This window comes from Halorubrum sp. B52 (assembly GCF_059752555.1).
Window position 1 is genome coordinate 243,811 of sequence record NZ_MWTG01000008.1, and the last position, 18,110, is coordinate 261,920.

General features: G+C 72.2%; 19 protein-coding genes. 9 read left to right on the forward strand and 10 right to left on the reverse strand.

The annotated features are described in order from the left end of the window. The first annotated feature begins 123 nt into the window (after positions 1 to 123). The 3 genes from cdrS to B4V04_RS06995 all read left to right on the forward strand — a co-directional run bounded on the left by cdrS (position 124) and on the right by B4V04_RS06995 (position 2,736). On the forward strand, positions 124 to 303 hold the full coding sequence (gene cdrS, locus B4V04_RS06985) for a transcriptional regulator CdrS (RefSeq protein ID WP_004595187.1): 180 nt from the start codon (positions 124 to 126) through the stop codon (positions 301 to 303). A 4-nt stretch (positions 304 to 307) separates the two neighbouring features. Further along, entirely contained in the window at positions 308 to 1,522 is a 1,215-nt protein-coding gene (gene ftsZ, locus B4V04_RS06990) for a cell division protein FtsZ (protein ID WP_498230358.1), read from the forward strand. Positions 1,523 to 1,710: 188 nt separating this feature from the next. Then, a complete protein-coding gene (locus tag B4V04_RS06995; RefSeq protein ID WP_498230360.1) occupies positions 1,711 to 2,736 on the forward strand; it encodes a zinc-dependent alcohol dehydrogenase in 1,026 nt (341 codons plus the stop codon). A 13-nt stretch (positions 2,737 to 2,749) separates the two neighbouring features. Here B4V04_RS06995 and B4V04_RS07000 read toward each other — a convergent pair whose 3' ends face one another. From B4V04_RS07000 to B4V04_RS07010, 3 genes are all read right to left on the reverse strand, one after another. Further along, positions 2,750 to 3,520, reverse strand: coding sequence for a CDP-alcohol phosphatidyltransferase family protein (locus B4V04_RS07000; RefSeq protein WP_498230361.1), 771 nt, complete (start codon positions 3,518 to 3,520; stop codon positions 2,750 to 2,752). Positions 3,521 to 3,645: 125 nt separating this feature from the next. Beyond that, entirely contained in the window at positions 3,646 to 4,032 is a 387-nt protein-coding gene (locus B4V04_RS07005; RefSeq protein WP_498230363.1) for a DUF7475 family protein, read from the reverse strand. 71 nt (positions 4,033 to 4,103) lie between these two features. After that, positions 4,104 to 6,101, reverse strand: coding sequence for an aldo/keto reductase (locus B4V04_RS07010; RefSeq protein ID WP_498230365.1), 1,998 nt, complete (start codon positions 6,099 to 6,101; stop codon positions 4,104 to 4,106). 88 nt (positions 6,102 to 6,189) lie between these two features. Here B4V04_RS07010 and B4V04_RS07015 point away from each other — a divergent pair, with 88 nt between their 5' ends. The 4 genes from B4V04_RS07015 (at position 6,190) to B4V04_RS07030 (ending at position 9,694) form a co-directional block, all read left to right on the forward strand. Further along, positions 6,190 to 7,059, forward strand: coding sequence for an alkaline phosphatase family protein (locus B4V04_RS07015; protein ID WP_498230837.1), 870 nt, complete (start codon positions 6,190 to 6,192; stop codon positions 7,057 to 7,059). 84 nt (positions 7,060 to 7,143) lie between these two features. Beyond that, on the forward strand, positions 7,144 to 7,521 hold the full coding sequence (locus tag B4V04_RS07020; RefSeq protein WP_498230367.1) for a 6-pyruvoyl trahydropterin synthase family protein: 378 nt from the start codon (positions 7,144 to 7,146) through the stop codon (positions 7,519 to 7,521). Then, positions 7,518 to 8,651 carry a glycosyltransferase family 4 protein gene (locus tag B4V04_RS07025; protein WP_498230369.1) on the forward strand — a complete coding sequence of 378 codons (1,134 nt, stop codon included), beginning with the start codon at positions 7,518 to 7,520 and terminating at the stop codon, positions 8,649 to 8,651. The genes B4V04_RS07020 and B4V04_RS07025 overlap by 4 nt, the downstream gene beginning before the upstream one ends. Further along, complete coding sequence (locus B4V04_RS07030) at positions 8,648 to 9,694, forward strand: class I SAM-dependent methyltransferase (RefSeq protein WP_498230371.1); 1,047 nt, start codon at positions 8,648 to 8,650, stop codon at positions 9,692 to 9,694. Before B4V04_RS07025 ends, B4V04_RS07030 begins: the two co-directional genes overlap by 4 nt. A gap of 67 nt (positions 9,695 to 9,761) precedes the next feature. On the opposite strand, the gene ncsA is transcribed toward B4V04_RS07030, so the two are convergent. Continuing rightward, complete coding sequence (gene ncsA, locus B4V04_RS07035) at positions 9,762 to 10,745, reverse strand: tRNA 2-thiolation protein NcsA (protein ID WP_498230372.1); 984 nt, start codon at positions 10,743 to 10,745, stop codon at positions 9,762 to 9,764. A gap of 474 nt (positions 10,746 to 11,219) precedes the next feature. Here ncsA and B4V04_RS07040 point away from each other — a divergent pair, with 474 nt between their 5' ends. Continuing rightward, entirely contained in the window at positions 11,220 to 11,741 is a 522-nt protein-coding gene (locus B4V04_RS07040) for a DUF4442 domain-containing protein (RefSeq protein WP_498230373.1), read from the forward strand. A 54-nt stretch (positions 11,742 to 11,795) separates the two neighbouring features. On the opposite strand, the gene B4V04_RS07045 is transcribed toward B4V04_RS07040, so the two are convergent. The 4 genes from B4V04_RS07045 to B4V04_RS07060 all read right to left on the reverse strand — a co-directional run bounded on the left by B4V04_RS07045 (position 11,796) and on the right by B4V04_RS07060 (position 15,275). After that, a complete protein-coding gene (locus tag B4V04_RS07045) occupies positions 11,796 to 12,581 on the reverse strand; it encodes a response regulator (protein ID WP_498230375.1) in 786 nt (261 codons plus the stop codon). 100 nt (positions 12,582 to 12,681) lie between these two features. Next, the gene (locus tag B4V04_RS07050) at positions 12,682 to 13,638 is read right to left on the reverse strand and encodes an alpha/beta fold hydrolase (protein ID WP_498230376.1); all 957 of its coding nucleotides are present in this window, start codon (positions 13,636 to 13,638) and stop codon (positions 12,682 to 12,684) included. Between the two features lie 86 nt (positions 13,639 to 13,724). Further along, positions 13,725 to 14,855 (reverse strand): methylmalonyl Co-A mutase-associated GTPase MeaB, encoded by a 1,131-nt coding sequence (meaB, locus tag B4V04_RS07055; RefSeq protein ID WP_498230378.1) that lies wholly within the window; start codon positions 14,853 to 14,855, stop codon positions 13,725 to 13,727. Beyond that, positions 14,856 to 15,275: a cobalamin B12-binding domain-containing protein gene (locus B4V04_RS07060; RefSeq protein ID WP_144799645.1), complete on the reverse strand. Its 420-nt coding sequence runs from the start codon at positions 15,273 to 15,275 to the stop codon at positions 14,856 to 14,858. Between the two features lie 173 nt (positions 15,276 to 15,448). Here B4V04_RS07060 and B4V04_RS07065 point away from each other — a divergent pair, with 173 nt between their 5' ends. Continuing rightward, positions 15,449 to 16,342 (forward strand): VOC family protein, encoded by an 894-nt coding sequence (locus B4V04_RS07065; RefSeq protein ID WP_498230380.1) that lies wholly within the window; start codon positions 15,449 to 15,451, stop codon positions 16,340 to 16,342. A gap of 48 nt (positions 16,343 to 16,390) precedes the next feature. Here B4V04_RS07065 and B4V04_RS07070 read toward each other — a convergent pair whose 3' ends face one another. Continuing rightward, positions 16,391 to 17,443: a sodium:calcium antiporter gene (locus B4V04_RS07070; RefSeq protein WP_498230382.1), complete on the reverse strand. Its 1,053-nt coding sequence runs from the start codon at positions 17,441 to 17,443 to the stop codon at positions 16,391 to 16,393. A gap of 137 nt (positions 17,444 to 17,580) precedes the next feature. Continuing rightward, positions 17,581 to 17,967 (reverse strand): hypothetical protein, encoded by a 387-nt coding sequence (locus tag B4V04_RS07075; protein WP_498230384.1) that lies wholly within the window; start codon positions 17,965 to 17,967, stop codon positions 17,581 to 17,583. Positions 17,968 to 18,110: the final 143 nt, after the last annotated feature.

Below are 18,110 nucleotides of genomic sequence, written 5' to 3' on the forward strand. Positions count from 1 at the left end.
TTGAGTTGCGTAAGACGGTCGTCTTACAGCGGCCGTCCGCGGCGGGGATGACCCCGCAGGCGGGCGATCCGTCGCTGTAAGACACACGCGTCGCGTGTTCGCCGTCTTACCGGGGGAATACCAATGGAGCGTGTGACACTACGAATCCCGAAACAGCAGATCGACGAGGTCGAACAGATGGTCGAGACGGGCGAGTTCCCGAACCGGAGCGAGGCGATCCGGTCGGCCGTCCGCGACATGTTGAACGAACAGGACGGCGAGCGCGACGAGCGCGGCCGCAACCGCAACTGGGCGAAGGTGTAAACTGATGCAAGATCTCGTTCAGGACGCCCTCGACAACGCGGAAGCGGAGAAGCGCGACATGGACTCCGTCGACATGGACGACGACGAGTTCGGGGACCCCCGGATCGTCATCGTCGGTGCCGGCGGCGCCGGGAACAACACGATCAACCGGCTGTACAACATCGGCGTCGACGGCGCCGACACCGTCGCGATCAACACGGACAAACAGCACCTCAAGATGGTCGAGGCCGACACCAAGATCCTCGTGGGCAAGTCGCTCACGCAGGGGCTCGGCGCCGGCGGCGACCCCAAGATGGGCGAGCGCGCAACCGAGATGGCCCAGGGGACGATCAAGGAGGTGCTCGGCGACGCCGACCTCGTCTTCGTCACCGCCGGGATGGGCGGCGGCACCGGCACCGGTGCGGCGCCGGTCGTCTCGAAGATCGCCAAAGATCAGGGCGCCATCGTCGTCGGGATGGTCTCGACGCCGTTCAACGTCGAGCGCGCCCGTACCGTGAAAGCCGAGGAGGGGTTAGAGGACCTCCGCAACGAGGCCGACTCGATCATCGTCCTCGACAACAACCGGCTGCTCGACTACGTGCCGAATCTGCCGATCGGGAAGGCGTTCTCCGTGATGGACCAGATCATCGCGGAGACGGTGAAGGGGATCTCCGAGACGATCACCCAGCCGAGCCTCATCAACCTGGACTACGCCGACATGTCCACGATCATGAACCAGGGCGGCGTGGCAGTCATGCTGGTCGGCGAGACCCAGGACAAGAACAAGACTCAGGAGGTGGTCAACGACGCGATGAACCACCCGCTCTTGGACGTCGACTACCGCGGCGCCTCCGGCGGGCTCGTCCACATCACGGGCGGCCCGGACCTCACGCTGAAGGAGGCCGAGGGGATCGCGAACAACATCACCGAGCGGCTGGAAGCGAGCGCCAACGTGATCTGGGGCGCCCGCATCCAGGACGAGTACAAGGGGAAGGTCCGCGTCATGGCGATCATGACGGGCGTCCAGAGCGCGCAGGTGCTCGGCCCCTCGACGCAGAAGCAGGCCGACAAGTCCCGCGCCGCGGTCGACGGCGAGGACCTCGGCGACTCGCGCTCGCGCGCCGCCGAGGCGAACGGCACCGCCGGCGCGACGGCCTCGGGCGGCGCCGACCGCGGCTGGGAGTCCGACGGCGGCACCGAGCCGACCGAGAAGAACAACGGCCTCGACGTCATCCGCTAGGCGCCGCGCGGCCGACCGACGACGCCCGCCGTCGCTTCCGTTTTTTCCGACACCGCTCCGGCCCGCCGGACGGCGCGAGGACTTAACATCGCACGGTCCGTGGGGATCCACGTGTCACGCCACCAGCCGAGCCGAAGCCCGGTGCCTCGCTCGGGCGACGCCCGCGACCGGACCGGGTTCCCGACCCGATGACCGACGCCGCGCTCTACTTCACGGGCCCGGAGACCGTCGAGGTGCGGGAGACGGCCGTCGGCCCGCCGGCCGCCGGCGAACTGCTCGTCGAGACCCGAACGTCGGCGATAAGCGCCGGCACGGAGCTTCTCGTGTACCGGGACCAGACGCCGGCCGACTTCCCGGCCGACGAGACGCTCGACGCGCTCGACGGCGACCTCTCGTACCCGCTTCAGTACGGCTACGCCGCGAGCGGCGTCGTCCGAGAGGTCGGCGCCGACGTCGACCCGGACTGGGTCGGCCGGTCGGTGTTCGCGTTCGTGCCCCACCGGACGCGCTTCCGCGCGACCCCCGACTCGGTGGTCGCGCTTCCGCCGGGAACGACGCTGGCGGCCGGCTCGCTCCTTCCCTCCGTCGAGACCGCGACGAACATCGTCCTCGACGCCGCGCCCAGACTCGGAGAGCGGGTCGTGGTGTTCGGCGCCGGCGTGATCGGGCTCTGCGTCACCCGACTGCTGGCCGCGTTCCCGCTGGAGTCGCTCGTCGTGGTCGACCCGATCGAGCGCCGCCGGGCGCTCGCCGCGGAGTTCGGCGCCGACCGAACGACGACGCCGGCCGAGCTCGGCGCCGCCGCCGGTTCGGGCCTCGCCGACGAGGGCTCCGCCGTCGACGGCGCCGACCTCGCGATCGAGCTGTCCGGCCAGCCGAGCGCGCTCGACGACGCGATCGGGGTCGTCGGCTACGACGCGCGGATCGTCGTCGGCTCGTGGTACGGGACCAAGCGCGAACCGATCGACCTCGGCGGGCGGTTCCACCGGGACCGCATCGACATCGTCTCCAGTCAGGTGTCGACGATCAGCCCCGAACTCCGAGGGCGCTGGGACCGCGACCGACGCATGGACGCGGCCCTCGACCGGCTCGATCGGATCCCCGCCGACGAGCTGATCACTCACCGGATCCCCTTCGAGCGCGCGCCGGAGGCGTACGAGCTGCTCGACTCGGAGCCCGACGCGACGGTCCAGGTGGTCCTGGAGTACTCGTGAGCGCCCGCCGCGGTCACTCGCGGCCCGGAAGCCGCCCGCTGACGGCGAGGTAATCCCGCGTAAACACCGCGAGCGACGGGGCGAGGACGACGGGCGCGAGGGCCCACACGAGATCCGTCGGCGCCGGCGGGACGAGCGCGACCGTCACGAAGACCATCTGAACGCCCGCGAGGTACTTTCCGAGGTCGCTGTCGGGGAGGTCGCCGACGGGGAGCCCGCGGGCGCGCCGCAGCCACACGGCCCCGCGGAAGACGTAGCGCGCGGCGGAGACCGAGAGGTACCAGACCGGGAGCAGCCCCCACGCCACGGCGACGAGCGGCGCGGCGACGAACCCGAACGTGTCGAACGCCATGTCGAGCCGGCGGCCGATCTCCGTCTCCCGACCGACCGTCCGGGCGACGGTCCCGTCGAGGTTGTCGAGGGCGACGCCGGTCCCGTAACACAGCGCCGGGACCCACGCGAGCGTCGTCTCCGGCGGCGCGACGACGAATCCGGCGACGACGGCGTACAGCGCGCCCCGCACGAGCGTGACCGCGTTCGCCAGCCCGAGCAGCCGCCGCCAGAACCCGTCGGTTATCCCCTCCGGATCGAGGCCGTAGCCGACATACCAGAGCTGTCCGGCCCAGCAGACGCCGGCGACGACGGCGGGGGAGAGCCCCCACCGCCCCGTCGCGTCCGCGGGGAACAGCCGCAACAGGAGCGCGGCGAGCGCGACCGCGGCGACGAGCGGGAGCCCGACGCCGATCCCGACGCGGAGGGGCCGTCGTCGGCGGGCCTCGGCCATCTACCCGCGGCCTCCTGCCCCGTCCGAAACGGCGGCGTTTACGGCGGTTCGAGGCGCGTTTACGCTCGCTCCGGCCGCCGGGGCGGTGCGCCAGCGTCGCCGTCGGCGCTCCCGGTCCGGCACGGCTACCGGCGCAGGAGGGCGACGAGGACGGCGATCAACACGACCTGCGCGACCTTGTCGACGGCGCCGAGCGTCCCGACGTCGGCCGGGAACGACTTCGTCCCGCCCGCGAAGTTGATGCCGTACCACAAGACGATCTGGACGAGCGTGAAGGGGATCCCGACGGCGTACACCGTGCGACGGCGATAGTCGAGCAGCACCAGCACGACCGCGCCGACGAAGCCGAGTCCGGCGAGGAGGAAGCCGATCCGCAGCGGCAACGCGAGCCCCCCGACGCCGAGACGGAGGTGGACGGCGGCGGTGACTAACGCCGCGACGATCCCTACCCAGTGGAGGCCGGTGAGCGAGCCGACGTCGATCGCGGACTGTCGTGATTCGGTCGTTGCCATACCACACACACGGACTTCTGTCACATAGGAATACCGCCCCGACCGGCGGAGTCGGGTCGGAGGCGATCCCCTTACCGCTCGAAGTCGGGGTCGCGCAGGGCGTCGATCCGAGCGACCTCGCCGTCGGTCAGTCGCTCGCCCCCGGCGGCCAGGTTCGAGACGACGTGCGACTCGGCGGTGCTGGACGGGATGGGGACGACTCCCCGGGAGGCGTTCCACGCGACGACGACCTCGGCGGGCGAGAGCCCTCGGTCGTCGGCGATCTCGCCGAGTATGGGCTCGTCGAGGAGCCCGGGCGCCGACAGCGGCGAGTGCGCGACGACCCGGATCCCGCGTTCGTGGCAGAACGCGACGAGTTCGTCACGGGGACGGTAGGGGTGTCGCTCCACCTGCACCAAGGCCGGGTCGACCTCGCCCGCCTCCAGCACCGTCTCCAGCTGCGTCCGCGAGACGTTGCAGACCCCGAGCGTCCGTGCCCAACCTCTGTCGTACACGGCCTCCAGGTTCTCCCACGCGGTCGCGAGCGACACGTCGGCGGTCGCGAGCCCGCCGTCCGCGTCCTCGGGGAAGGTGAGCGTTTCCTGTCGCTCGACCGGCTTCTCTGCGAGCCGTCGCAGTTCTCCCCGGTGTTCGAGCGCCGACGGCCAGTGGAGCGCGTAGCAGTCGAACGCGTCGATCCCGAGCTCCTCGCGGCTGCCCGCGCAGGCGGCGAGCAGGTGCTCGCGGCGGTGGTTGGTGCGCCACGCCTTCCCGAGGAGGAACACGCGCTCGCGGTCCGGCGCGCCCGGCGCGGCGAGCAGCTCCCCGATCCGATGTTCGTTGCCGTACAGCTCCGCGGAGTCGAGGAGGCGGTAGCCGGAATCGAGCGCGGTCGCGATCGAGTCGGTGCGCTCGACGTACTCCCCGTCGCGGTAGCGCGAGCAGCCGAAGCCGACCGCGGGGAGGCGGACCGCTGCGGGCCCCGACGTCTCCTCGCCCTCCTCGTTCGTATTACATCCCTCCGACGCCGCCGGCCGCACCATCGGCGCCGGCGGGGGGTCGGCCGTCGCGCCGCAGTCGTCGACCGCGACCGGGCCGTCGCCCTCGGCGGCCGCCTCGATCGCGTTGCAGACGGCGACGACGTGGGCGCCCCGGCGCCCTCCGGCCCGCGAGGGGGACCCGGTCTCGACCGACGCGGCGAAGCGCTCCACCGCGTCGACGTACTCGTATGGCTCCTCGGGAGCCGCCGGCGGCGCGCTCACGTACTCCCGCCCGACCCGGCCGAACCGGACGGCGTCGCGGTCGTCGTCCATCGCGCCGGTCCCCTTCAGGTACAGCGAGCCGTCGTCGCCGTGGAGTTCTAACCCGTAGAACTCCCGGCTCCGGTGGGGCGCGTAGAAGCTGGCCGTGAGCCTGACGGTCGGGCCCGCCGCGAACGCCAGCGTCGCCTCCACGTGGCTCGGCGTCGAGGGGCGGCGGGCCTCCCGGTCGGGCCACACGTCGAGGGCGTCGGCGACTCGGACGCGCTCGACCGGGCCGAACCACAACACCAGCAGCTCGAGGGGATACACGGCCCCGTCGTACAGCGGGCCGATCTCCAGGAACGACTCGGGGCGGTCGTGCCAGTCGGTCACGCGACCGACGTGGGCGTGGGCGTATCCGAGTCCCACCGGGCCGAGCCTGCCGTCGGCGAGGAGCCGGCCCGCGCGTCGCTGCGAGGGCGCCCGCGGCGTCCCGGGCGCGCAGCCGAGCGCGAGCCCGCGGTCGCGGGCGAGCGCCACCAGCTCACGCGCCTCGTCGGCGTCGAGCGCGAGCGGCTTCTGCGAGTAGACGTGGCGGTCGGCCTTCAGCGCGGTCCGCGTCACCGGCGCGTGGGCGGCGTGGCTCGTCAGGTTCACGACGAGCGGCGCGTCGACCGCCGAAAGCGCCGTCTCTAAATCGGCGAACGACGGGCAGCCGTGGTCCTCGGCGAGGGCGGCGGCGCGGTCCCCGTCGAGGTCGACGACGCCGGCGAGCGACAGAGAACTCCCGGACAGCCCGGCGGCGTACTCCGGCGAGATCGACCCGGCCCCCACGAACAGACAGTTCACGGTCGTACCGAGGCGGGGAGACGTATAGGTGTCCCGCCGGAGCGGTTTAGTCGCCTCGCGCCAACTGGCGGTCGTGACGGAGCCGGGCATGAGCCGCCTCGGGACCGCCTACCTGCGCGGGCTGCAGGCGATCGGTCGGCGGCTCGACTACGGGACGAACGCCTTCGACCGCGAGTGGGACGTCCTCGTCGTCCTCGACGCCTGCCGGGCCGACCTGTTCCGCTCGGTCGCGCCCGACTTCGGCTTCCTCGGCGAGGTCGAGACGGTCCGGTCGGTCGGGAGCTCCTCCTCGGAGTGGTTGGAGAACACGTTCGTCGGCCGTCCCGAAACGGCGCGGACGGTCATGGTCACGGGCAACACGTGGACCGACCGCTACCTCGACGTCGACGCGTTCGCCGCGCTCGACGAGGTGTGGAAGTACGCGTGGGACGACGCCCTCGGCACCGTGCCGGCGGCGGCCGTGACCGACCGGGCGGTCGCGCTGGCCCGCGAGCGCGACCCGGATCGGCTCGTCGTCCACTACATGCAGCCGCACCACCCGTTCGTCCCGGATCCCCTCGACGGCGACGACGGGCTGGCTCGGACCGGGAACCACAGCAACGAGGGGAACCCGTGGGTGCTCCTCCGGCGCGGCGAGGTCTCGGTCGAGCGCGTGTGGGACGCCTACGAGGCGAACCTCCGGCACGTCCTCGCCGAGGTGGCGACGCTCGTCGACAACGTCGACGGCCGGGTCGCGGTCACCGCCGACCACGGCAACCTCTTCGGCGAGTGGGGATTGTACGGCCACCCCATGCACACCCCCGTTCCGGCGCTCCTCGCCGTCCCGTGGGCCGAGGCGACGGGCGTCGACCGCGGGACCCTCGACCCCGCGCTCGAACCGCCCGAGCCGCTGCCGGTGAGCCGGGTCCACGGCGAGACGGGCGAGCGCGCCCGGCTCGAGGCGCTCGGCTACCTGTGAGGGAGACGCGAACCGCGAGGCGATTCCCCCGCCTCCCTACCGCCGCCCTCCGGATTTAGGTGCGTCGCGTCCGTGGATCGGTCCATGTACGCGACGACGGTGCTGACGGAGTTCGTGGCTCAGCACTACCTCACGGTCCCCGACCCCGGGCCCGAGGGGGTCCCGCACTCCCACCGCTTCGAGGTGGAGCTGACGTTCCGCGGGCCGGAGCTGAACGAGCACGACTACCTCGTCGACATCGACGACGCCGAGGCGGCGCTCGCCGACCTCGCCGACCGCTACCGCGACGAGCTGCTCAACGACCTCCCCGAGTTCGAGGGTCGCAATCCGAGCGTCGAGCGCTTCGCCCGAGCGATCTTCGAGCGCGTGACCGACGCGTTGACCGACGAGACCGTGACCGAACTGGCCGTGACCGTCTGGGAGGACGACGCGGCCGCCGCGACGTACGACGCTCAGGTATGAGAGTCGGGCTCACGCTGTACGGGAGCCTCGACGAGCGGTCGGGGGGGTTCCGCTACGACCGGAAGCTGGTCGAGGGGCTCCGGGCCGCCGGCGACGCCGTCGAGGTCGTCGAGCTCCCGTGGCGGGCGTACCCCCGCGGGCTGCTGGACAACGCCAGCCCGTCACTCCGCGATCGCCTCCGCGTCGACGTCGACGTGATGCTCCAAGACGAGCTCGCGCACCCCTCGCTGGTCCTCGCCAACCGCGGCCTCCCGTACCCGGTCGTGAGCGTCGTCCACCACCTGCGCGCGAGCGAACCCCGGCGGCTCTCACCGCTGTACCGCGCCGTCGAGCGCCGCTACCTCGCGACCGTCGACGGCGTCGTCTGCAACAGTGCGGCGACCCGCGACGCCGTCGCCGCCCTCGGCGTCGACCCCGAGGCGACCGTCGTCGCCCCGCCCGCCGGCGACCGGTTCGACCCCGCGATCGACGACGTCGACATCGCGTCGCGGGCCGCCTCCCTCGGCGGCGCTGCCGACGGGTCCGGCGACGACCCCGGCCCCGTCCCTCTCCGGGTCGCCTTCGTCGGGAACATCGAGCCGCGGAAGGGGCTGGACACGCTCGTCGAGGGGATAGCGCGGGCCGACGCCGCGGTCGATCTCACCGTCGTCGGCCGGGCTGTCGACGAGGGACACGTCGCCGACGTCCGGCGACTGGTCGGCGAGCGCGGACTCGGCGACCGCGTCAGCTTCGCCGGCCGGCTGTCGGACGCCGAACTGGCCGACGTCCTCCGCGAGAGCCACGTCCTCGCGGTCCCCTCCCGGTACGAGGGGTTCGGGATCGTCTACCTGGAGGGGATGAGCTTCGGCCTGCCGGCGATCGCCTCTCTCGCGGGCGGCGCGAACGAGACGGTCACGGACGGCGAGACGGGCGTCCTCGTGGACCCGGACGACCCGGCCGCCGTCGCCCGCGCGCTAACGGAGTTCGCGGGAGACCCCGACCGGCTCGCCGAGATGGGCCGCGCCGCCAGGCGACGGTACGAGCGCCACCCGAGTTGGGCGGAGTCGACGGCGCGCGTCCGGCGGCTCCTCGCCGACGTGGCCGACGTCGCGGACGCGCCCGACGCCACCGATCCGGAGGTGGCGACGTGACGGGCGATCGCGACGGCCCCTCGACGGGGGACGACGCCGCCGACGCCCTCGCCGCGGACACCGCCGCGTTCCGGCGCTACCTCCGGGCGAAGCGGTCCGTCGACGACCGGGCGCTCGACCGGCGGCTCGTCGGACTCCTCCGCGAACGGCTCGCCGACCGCGCCGCCGAGCGGGAGGGGCCGCTCCGCGTGCTGGAGGTCGGGGCCGGGATCGGGACGATGGTCGCGCGCCTGATCGACTGGGAGGTGCTCCCGCCCGGCGAGGCCCGGTACGTCGCCGTCGACCGCGACGCGGAGGCGCTCGCCGGGCTCGGTCCGTTCCTCCGCGAGTGGGCGGCGGAGCGGGAGGGGTCGGTCTACGTCTCCGACGCCGGCGAGCGCGCCGGGGGCGACGAGGCGAACGCGCTCGTCGTCGAAACCGACGCGCGCACGGTCAGGGTCGAGCCCGTCGCCGCCGACGCGGTCGCGTACGCGGGCGAGCACGCCGGCGCGTCGGACGCCCTGATCGGGATGGCGCTGCTCGACGTGCTCGACCTCGACGGGCTTGAGACCCTGCTCGGCGCGCTCGCGTCCGGCGGAACGTACTACTTCCCGATCACCTTCGACGGCGGCACCCGGTTCCGCCCGGCGTACCCCGACGATCGGGCGGTCGAGCGGCTCTACCACCGACACATGGACGAGAAGCCAGGCGGGAACAGCCGCGCCGGCGGCGACGCGCTCGCGCGGCTCCGAGGGACCGATGGCGCGTCGCTCCTCGGGGCCGCCGGCTCGGACTGGATCGTGCGCCCGGTCGACGGCGAGGGCGACCCTTCGGGCGACGGGGCCGGCTATCCGGACGACGAGGCGTTCTTCCTCCGGCACATCCTCTACACCGTGGAGGAGGCGGTCGGGGAGGTGATCGCCGCCGACGGGGGAGACGGATCGCTCTCGTCCGCCGACCTCGACGCGTGGCTCGCCGAGCGGCGGCGACAGCTGGACGCCGGCGACCTCGTCTACCTCACCCACCAGCTCGACCTGCTCGGCGGGGTCGACGGCGACGCCTGATCGACGGAAGACTCGGCTCGCCGCCTCGGCTGGCGGCGCGGTCAGGTCGGCGCCGTCGACAGACCGATCAGCTCGCCGCCTCGATCGAGTCGAGCAGCCGGCACTTCCGGCAGACGTCGCGGCTCGTCTTCGAGCCGCAGCGCTCGCACTCGCCGAGGTCGGGGGAGCCGTCGGCGGCGTCGCCCCCCTCGCGGTACGCCTCGGCCGCGAGCGCGGAGAGCTCCTCGTAGCCGGCCATGATCGAGTGGCGGGCGCCGGGGTGGTTCTCCTCTAACTCGTGGATCGTCGACTGGATCTCGCCGCGGTACGCCTCCGCGGAGTGGGGGCACTCGGCCATGTGGGTCGGGAGGTCGCGCACGTGGCAGTAGAGCGCGATCTCCTTCTCGGGCACGTCGCGGAGGGGCTTCGCGCGCGGGACGAACGCGTCGGTCTCCTCGCGCTCGTCGAAGGGGCCGAGCGAGGCGTCGAAGTGTTTCGCCACCTGTCGCACGTCGCCCTCGAGGAAGTTCATCATCGCCGTCTGCGCCTCGTCGTCGAGGTTGTGACCGGTGAGCAGCTTGTCGGCGTCGAACTCGGCGGCGTACTCCTCGAGGAGGTCGCGCCGGAACACGCCGCAGTACGCGCAGGCGGCCATGTTCTCCGGGTCGCTCTCGACGACGTCGTCCATCCGCACGTCGAACTCCTCCTCGTAGGAGACGACCTCGTGGCGGAGCGAGAGCTCCTCGGCCAGCTCGACGCAGGCGTCGAGGCTCTCGTCGCGGTACCCCTCGATCCCCTCGTGGATCGTTAAGGCGAGCATCTCGACGCGAGGGTCCTCGCCGAACACGTCGTCCAGAATTCGGGTCAGCGCGACGCTGTCTTTCCCGCCGGAGAGGCCGATCACCCAGCGGTCGGGGTCCTCGGGCGTCGCCTCCGGGTCGAGGAGATTATCCTCGCGGATCCGGCGTTTCACGCGCTTCTCGACCGACCGGCGGAGGTGCTGGCCGCAGAGGTGCGCCCCGGAGTAGGCGGCGTGGTGGACGGCGTCGGCCCCGCACTTGTCGCACTCCATCGGTGTCGGGTTACCGACGCGCGCGGATACCCGTTTCGGGCCGCCTACGTGAGAGCGGAAGCGAGATCGGGTGGAAGCGAAGCCAACGGAGGCGCTTCCGAAGTCCCAGTCGATCACTTATAAACAGTCGAGCGCGGCTCGACGGTGAACACCTCCAAAGCCCCAGTCGCGAGGGCGAAGCACGGCGACGGAAGCACCGCAGCGAGCAGCGCGAGTCCTCGCGACAGCGAGGCGCTTCGCGCCTCTGGCAGCCGGCGGCGAAGCCGCCGGCGACTGCCCCTTTGAGTCCCGCCACGCACAGCACCGCACCTCACACCTCCCCAGCCTCGTCAGTCGCCTCCGCTTCGCTCCGGCGCCTGACTCCCTCGCGCGTGCCGCCGCCGTGTATATAAATGAGCGTCCGCCGCCGACAACCGCCCGCGCGTTGTCGCCGGTTCCGACACGGGTTTGTCGCCGGCGGCGTCCCTCTCGGACGTGACCGACTCGCCGACCGGCGTCGACCGCGACCCCGATCCCCGCCCCCTCCGTGAGGACCCGCCGGCGGAGAGCCTCCGGACCCGCCTCTGGCGGCACGGCTTCAACCTCCTTCCGGCCTACCGCGGGACCGGCGCCCGCGTCGACCACATCGGTGCCGACTGGCGCTACGTGCGGGTTCGCGTCCCGTTCAACTGGCGCACCCGGAACGCGGTCGGAACGATCTTCGGCGGGAGCCTCTACGGCGCGATCGACCCGGTGTACATGACGATGCTCCGCCGGATCCTCGGCGACGGCTTCACCGTCTGGGACAAGTCGGCCGCGGTCGAGTTCCTCGAGCCCGGCCGCGACACGCTGTACGCCGAGTGCGAGCTCCCCGCCGCCGAGACAACGGCGATCCGCGACGCGCTCGCGACCGGCGAGTCGACCGACCGCGACTACCTCGTCTCGCTCGTCGACGACGAGGGAGTCGTCCACGCGGTCTGCGAGAAGACGCTGTACGTCCGGCGAGACGAGCGGTAGTCCGCCGGTGACGCTCGCCTCGCAGCCGGGGAAAGCGCCGAGCGAGCGACCGCCTCAGTCGCTCGCGGCCGCCCCGCCGCCGACCGCCTCGACCGGCGACACCGAGATGACGAGCCGGTCGTCGCTGGCCGTGCTCACCATCTTCGACTCCGCGAACGTCGTCCCGTCGGCGCGGAGCCCCTCGCTCGTCCCCGTCCACCGCTCGCCGGCCGTCACCGCCGGGATGACGTTGGTCCGGATGTGCTCGACCTCCTCGTCCGGGTGGAGGCGCTGCCAGCGCTCGCCGACGAGCTCCTCTGGCTCGTAGCCGTACAGCCGCCCGTACTCCTCGCCGACGAACTCGAAGGTCCCGTCGGGCGCGACCGTGCAGACTCCGTCGAGCGCGACGTCGGCCGCGGGGTCGACGGCCGGGGCCGACTCGCTCTCGCCGCCCGCCTCGAAGCTCCCGGCCCCGCCGTCGACCGCGTGCTCGACGCGGCGCAGGAGCGCGGTGTAGCCGTCGGCGCCCCCGCGCTTCCCGACGTAGTCGCTGACGCCCGCGCGGACCATCTCGGCCGCGATGGCGTCCGGCTCCGTCGCGGAGAAGAGGAGGAACGGGAGGTCCGGCTCGGTCTCCCGCGCGGCCGAGAGGAGCTCGACCCCGGTGCGGCCGGGCATGTCGTAGTCGCTCACGACGCAGTCGAACGCCTCACGCTCGATGCGCTCCAGCGCCGCGTCCGGGTCCGTCTCGGCGACGGCCTCGCAGTCGATCCCGTCGTCGCGTTCGAGGTACGCCGCGACGAGGGCCGCGAGCCCCGGCTCGTCGTCGACGCAGAGCACTCGAAGGGATGGGTCGCTCATGTCCCCGCCTCGGCGACCCCCACCTAAACCGGTTGCTCTCCGATGTTCAGGCGTGATACTCGGATTCGCCGAGGCGAACCGGGGCGGCGTCGCTCCCGTCTCAGGCGGTCGCACCCGCGACGAGGCTCTCCCGGACCGTCTCGACGAACCGCTCCGGGTGTTCGACGTGCGGGAGCAGTCGCGCGCGGTCGAAGACGACGAGGCGCGCGTCGGCCTCGTCGGCGAGCTCGCGGCCGTCGGAGAGGGGGCTCACCTCGGCCTCGCGCCCCCAGACGACCGTCGGCGGCACGTCGAGGTCGGCGAGCGCGGCCGCCAGGTCGACGTCGCTGTTGAGGTAGCCGGAGACGAAGGAGGCCGGCGCGAACCGAGCGTTCTCGACGTGGGTCGTCCGCCACTCGTAGTCGGTCCACTCCTCGCCCGGGTTCGTCGGGTCGTCGTAGCCGTGGTCGGCGTTGAAGTAGCGGATCGACGGCTTCGAGGCGATCACGTTGAACAACGCGTCCCCGATCAGCGGCGACCGGATCAGCTCGCGGAGCCACGACTTCGGCTGGCTCGGCCCCGCGGTGCTCGTCGGACAGACGCCGACGAAGCCGCTCACGTCGACCGCGTCGTTCCCCGACCCGTCCCCGGTCGCCGCCCCGGCGGCGTACGCGGCCGACAGCGACGAGGCGACGACGGCCGGCTCGTGGAGGTCGGCGAGGAAGTCGCGGACGAAGTCCTCGTACAGCGCGGCGGAGTACCGGAGCGGCGGCCGGTCGGAGCGGCCGTACCCCGGGAAGTCCGGCGCGATCACGTGGTAGTCGGCGGCCAGGTCGTCGAACACCGCGCGCCACTCGCCGGAGGAGGCGGCGGCGTTGATCCCGTGGAGCAGCGCGAGGTCCGGGTCGTCGGGGTCGCCCGCCTCGGTGAACGCGACGTCCATCCCGCGCCAGCGGAAGACGCCGTCGTCGCCGTCGAGCGGGGCCTCCAGCTCGCCCTCGTACCGGAGTCCGGTGTTGACCGCGGCGAGCGCGCCGACGCCGAGGAGGGCGGTCCCTGCGAGGTGCCTGAGCTTCATGGAAACCTGTTGGTCCGCTGGCGACTTATACCTCGTGGCCCGGCAAGGCGGTCACGCCGCCGGCCCGTCCGTCGCCCCGCGGTCGGTCACTCCCGGTCCGTCTCCACGCAGTCGACGATGGGGGCGACGACCTCGGCGGCGACGCTGTAGGGGTCGGTCTCGCGCCGCCGGACCGCCTCGGCGAGCCGGTCGATCCCGCCGCGGCGATCGATCTCGTCGGCCGCGAGCGCGCCCACGTCCGAGCGCACGAGCGTCCGGATCTCCTCGGCGTAGCGTCGGCGCTTCGTCGCCTCGATCTCGCCCGACTCGCGGAGGTGCGCGGCGTGCGCGTCGAACGCCGCGATCAGCTCGTCGACGCCCTCGCCCGTGTTCGCGACGGTGCGGAGCACCTCGGGGGTCCACTCGGGAGCGTCGTCGCCGTCGTCCTCGGAGCCCCCCGGGTCGTCCGGGTGCTCCGGATCGTCCGGGTGTTCGGGCGCGTCGAACCCGTGGTGGCCCGTGTCGAGCCCCTTCGTCGGCCCCTCGCGCAGGTGGACCATCTCCTCTAACTCGGCGAGGGTGCGCTCCGCGCCGTCCATGTCGGCCTTGTTGACGACGAATACGTCGCCGATCTCTAAGATACCGGCCTTCAGGGTCTGCACGTCGTCGCCGGAGCCGGGCTGGACGAGCACCGCCACCGTGTCGGCGGTGCGCACCACGTCGACCTCGTTCTGCCCCGCGCCGACCGTCTCGATGATCACGACGTCCTTCCCGAAGGCGTCGAGCGCCTTCACGGCGTCCGCGGTCGCCATCGAGAGCCCGCCGAGCTGGCCCCGCGCGCTCATCGACCGGAAGAACACGTCCATGTCGCCGACGTTCGACCCCATCCGGATCCGGTCGCCGAGCACGGCGCCCCCGGTGTACGGCGAGGAGGGGTCGACGGCGACGACGCCGACGGTGTCCCCGCGCTCGCGGTAGGCGGCCGCCAGCTTGTCGACGAGCGTCGACTTCCCGGCCCCCGGCGAGCCCGTGATCCCGATCACGTCCGCGCCGCCGGTGTGCCCGTGGAGCGCGGAGACGATCGCCCGGTGGCCCGCCGCCCGGTCTTCGATCCGCGTGATGACGCGGGCGAGCGCCCGGTGGCTCCCGGCGAGCAGCTCCTCGACGAGCTCGGCGTCACGGTCGCTCAGCTCCGGGGTCCGCTCCGCCGCCGACCCGTCGCGTTGCGGCCCGTCCATCTACGCCCGCTCCGGCACGTTGTTCCGGATGAACTCGATCGTCTCCTCCATCGGCGTGCCGGGACCGAACACCTCGGCGACGCCGAGCTCCTTGAGCTCCGCCTCGTCGTCGTCGGGGATGATCCCGCCCACGAGGATCAGGGTGTCCTCGAACGCGTCGTACTCCTTCAGCCCCTCGATCACCTTCGGGACGAGGGTGTTGTGGGCGCCCGAGAGGATCGAGATCCCGAGCACGTCGACGTCCTCCTGGACCGCCGCCTGCACGATGTCCTCCGGCGCGCGGTGGAGCCCGGAGTAGACGACCTCGAAGCCGGCGTCGCGGAACGCCCGCGCGATCACGTGTGCGCCCCGGTCGTGGCCGTCGAGGCCGACCTTCGCGACCAGACACCGGATGGCCCGCTCTTCCTGTTCGACGCTCATGTCGGGTACTGCGTCGGCCCCCCGCTTGACTCTAACGGACGATCGGGAGAGTCCGTGTCGCCGAGGCCGTCGCGGTCGGTCGTGCCGCTCTCGTCGCGGCTTTCGCCCGCTCCGCTCCAGACGCGACGTCCGCGATCGACGCGTTGAACGCGCGGCCGTCCCTACCGCTCGACATGACCGACGCTCACTCCGACGACCGCCTCCCGGCCGGAACGCGGATCGGCCGCGCCGCGCTCCGCGTCGCCGACCTCGACGAGACGACCGCCTTCTACCGCGACGTCGTCGGCCTCGCGGTCCTCGACCGCGACGGCGACGAGGCCGTCCTCGGCGTCGACGCCGAGCCCCTGCTCGTCCTGCGGCGCGACCCGGACCGCCCCGAACGCGGGCGCACCGAGGCCGGTCTCTTTCACACCGCGTTCCGGGTCCCCTCCCGGGCGGCGCTCGGCGAGGCGCTGGGCCGGGTGCGCGAGCGCTGGCGGCTCGACGGCGCTTCCGACCACCTCGTCAGCGAGGCGCTGTACCTCGACGACCCGGAGGGGAACGGGGTGGAGATCTACCGCGACCGCCCCCGCGAGGAGTGGCCCACCGACGGCGACGGGACGGTGCGGATGGCGACCGACCCGCTCGACGTCGAAGGCGTCGCCGCCGCGGCGGGCGAGTCGGACGCTTCCGCGGGCTCCTCGCCCGTCGACCGCGCCCCGCCCGGCACCGACGTCGGCCACGTCCACCTCGAGGCGACGTCGCTGTCGGCGTTCGAGTCGACCTACGTCGACGGGATCGGCTTCGAGGTCGGCATGACGGGGCCGAACGTCAGGTTCGTCGCGGCGGGCGGCTACCACCACCACCTCGCCGCGAACACGTGGCGCGGGCGGACGACGCCCGCGTCGGGGCTCGGCCTCGCGTGGTTCGAGGTGGTCGTTCCCGACGCCGACGCGCTGGACGCGGTGCGGACCCGACTCGACGCGGTCGCGGCCGCCAGTGACGCCGAGATCGCGGTCGACGAGCGCGACCGCGGGATCGCCGTCACCGACGCCGACGGCATCGAGGTTCGGGTCCGGACGCCGTAGCCGGACGCCGACGGCCGCGGAGTCCGCCGGCGCGTCGGTCGGGTTCGGTCACCCGACGATCGTCCGGAGCGTCTCCTCGGTAAGCAGCGCGGTGACCCCGAGCGCCTCGCTCGTCATCCACCCGATGAAGGCGACGTACATCGCGAGGAAGACGTATCCCTCTTCTGTGGTGATCTCGAAGTCCGTCGCGGCGAGCACCACGACGACGAGGGTGGTGTAGAACAGGAATATCATCAGCGGCACGGAGGTGAGGAAGCCGATCGAGACGCCGCCGGCGAGGACGACGCCGATCGGCAGCGCCGCGACGAGGTTGAACGTGTTCGTCCCGAAGACGTTCGCGACCGCCGCCCGCTTGTCGCCCGCCTTGCCCATCTTCACGCCGACGAGCAGGTCGGGGAACGAGCTCATCGCCGACAGCACCGTCACGGAGACGAGGAACGGCGGCGCGCCGAGCGCGGCCGAGAGCTCCATCGTCATGCCGACCATCGACTCGACGCCGACGAGCACGACGCCCAGCCCGGCCGCGAACAGCCCGGCCTGCTTCGGGACGTTCGTCGACTCCGTCCGCTTCAAATCCGACGCGCCGCTCTTCTCGCCGACGAGCAAGATGACGTACACGCCGTACAGCACCAGAAGCCCGACGCCCATCTGCGGGGTGATCCGCGCGAGCTCCCGGCCGTCCGTCCCGAGGACGCCGATCGCGATCACGCCGAAGAGGGCGAGAACGGCCACCATGTAGAAGATGGCGTCGCGGTAGACGATCCCCTGCGTCGTCGACGTGTCGCCGCTCGTAATGGCGACGGCGCTCGGAATGACCAGGATGTTGAACACGGCCGTCCCGATGAGCGCCCCCGCGCCGACGCCGAACTCGCCGAGCACGAGCACGGAGATGACGATGATCGCGAGCTCGGGGAACGACGTCGCGGCCGCGACGATGAGCCCGCCTTGGATCGCCTGCGAGACCCCGAAGTGGTCGCTGATCTTCGAGGTCGTCGACTCGATGACGTTGGCCCCCTTCCAGGTCAGGAGGAACCCGATCGCGCCGAGCGCGACCCAGACGGCGAGCGACTGATCCCCGATGAGCTCCTGCAGTATCGTCACGCGTACCCCGTAGGTTCGGAGGCGATTATGACTTCTGGAGGCCGCGTCCGAACGGAGCGGAGAAGATCGGCGGTCGGACTCCCGCGAACGGAGTCGTCACTTCGTCGAAGATCGGCACCCCGCGGAAGGGGACGCCGTTACGCGAGGGCCGGCTCCGGGTCGCTCCCGAGCCGCACGTCGGTCAGCGCCTCGACGTCCGCCCGCAGCGTCGCCTCGTCGTCGTCGAACCCGTACCGTTCGAGCGTTTCGGCCTCTCCGGCTCGCAGCGCCTCGCCGCTCGGCGGGAGCGCGGCCCGGACCCCGTCGGTCGCCCGCTCGTTGATGACGGTGGCTCGGTCCCTGTCGGGATCGATCCCGATGCGGAGCTCGGCGAGCGGTTTCAGGTCGTCGTTCCGTTCCGCGGCGTCCGCGACGCCGTGGAACCAGCGGGCGGCGAGTCGTTCACTAGGCAGAATGATATGTCCGGTGTCGCGATCGAAGCTCGTGTTGTGGCGTCGAATGCGACGCTCTAACGTCTCGTTCATCTGGGATCTGGTAGGGGCTCTGCTCCGTTAAATGTTGGCTTTCAGCCCCTCTAACCCTCGATATCGATAATGCAGGATCGGTGCGGCGACACCGCGGCGGCGGGGCGAACGCCCGCCGGTTCACGGGTGAACCACCGTCGACG

Bases quoted from the DNA above. Each gene is read 5' to 3' on its own strand.
- B4V04_RS07020 (WP_498230367.1), top strand. From the start codon at position 7,144: ATGTACGCGACGACGGTGCTGACGGAGTTCGTGGCTCAGCACTACCTC.
- B4V04_RS07025 (WP_498230369.1), top strand. From the start codon at position 7,518: ATGAGAGTCGGGCTCACGCTGTACGGGAGCCTCGACGAGCGGTCGGGG.
- meaB (WP_498230378.1), bottom strand. From the start codon at position 14,855: ATGGACGGGCCGCAACGCGACGGGTCGGCGGCGGAGCGGACCCCGGAG.
- B4V04_RS06995 (WP_498230360.1), top strand. From the start codon at position 1,711: ATGACCGACGCCGCGCTCTACTTCACGGGCCCGGAGACCGTCGAGGTG.
- B4V04_RS07000 (WP_498230361.1), bottom strand. From the start codon at position 3,520: ATGGCCGAGGCCCGCCGACGACGGCCCCTCCGCGTCGGGATCGGCGTC.
- B4V04_RS07075 (WP_498230384.1), bottom strand. From the start codon at position 17,967: ATGAACGAGACGTTAGAGCGTCGCATTCGACGCCACAACACGAGCTTC.
- B4V04_RS07065 (WP_498230380.1), top strand. From the start codon at position 15,449: ATGACCGACGCTCACTCCGACGACCGCCTCCCGGCCGGAACGCGGATC.
- B4V04_RS07060 (WP_144799645.1), bottom strand. From the start codon at position 15,275: ATGAGCGTCGAACAGGAAGAGCGGGCCATCCGGTGTCTGGTCGCGAAG.
- ftsZ (WP_498230358.1), top strand. From the start codon at position 308: ATGCAAGATCTCGTTCAGGACGCCCTCGACAACGCGGAAGCGGAGAAG.
- cdrS (WP_004595187.1), top strand. From the start codon at position 124: ATGGAGCGTGTGACACTACGAATCCCGAAACAGCAGATCGACGAGGTC.
- B4V04_RS07050 (WP_498230376.1), bottom strand. From the start codon at position 13,638: ATGAAGCTCAGGCACCTCGCAGGGACCGCCCTCCTCGGCGTCGGCGCG.
- ncsA (WP_498230372.1), bottom strand. From the start codon at position 10,745: ATGGAGTGCGACAAGTGCGGGGCCGACGCCGTCCACCACGCCGCCTAC.
- B4V04_RS07015 (WP_498230837.1), top strand. From the start codon at position 6,190: ATGAGCCGCCTCGGGACCGCCTACCTGCGCGGGCTGCAGGCGATCGGT.
- B4V04_RS07045 (WP_498230375.1), bottom strand. From the start codon at position 12,581: ATGAGCGACCCATCCCTTCGAGTGCTCTGCGTCGACGACGAGCCGGGG.
- B4V04_RS07005 (WP_498230363.1), bottom strand. From the start codon at position 4,032: ATGGCAACGACCGAATCACGACAGTCCGCGATCGACGTCGGCTCGCTC.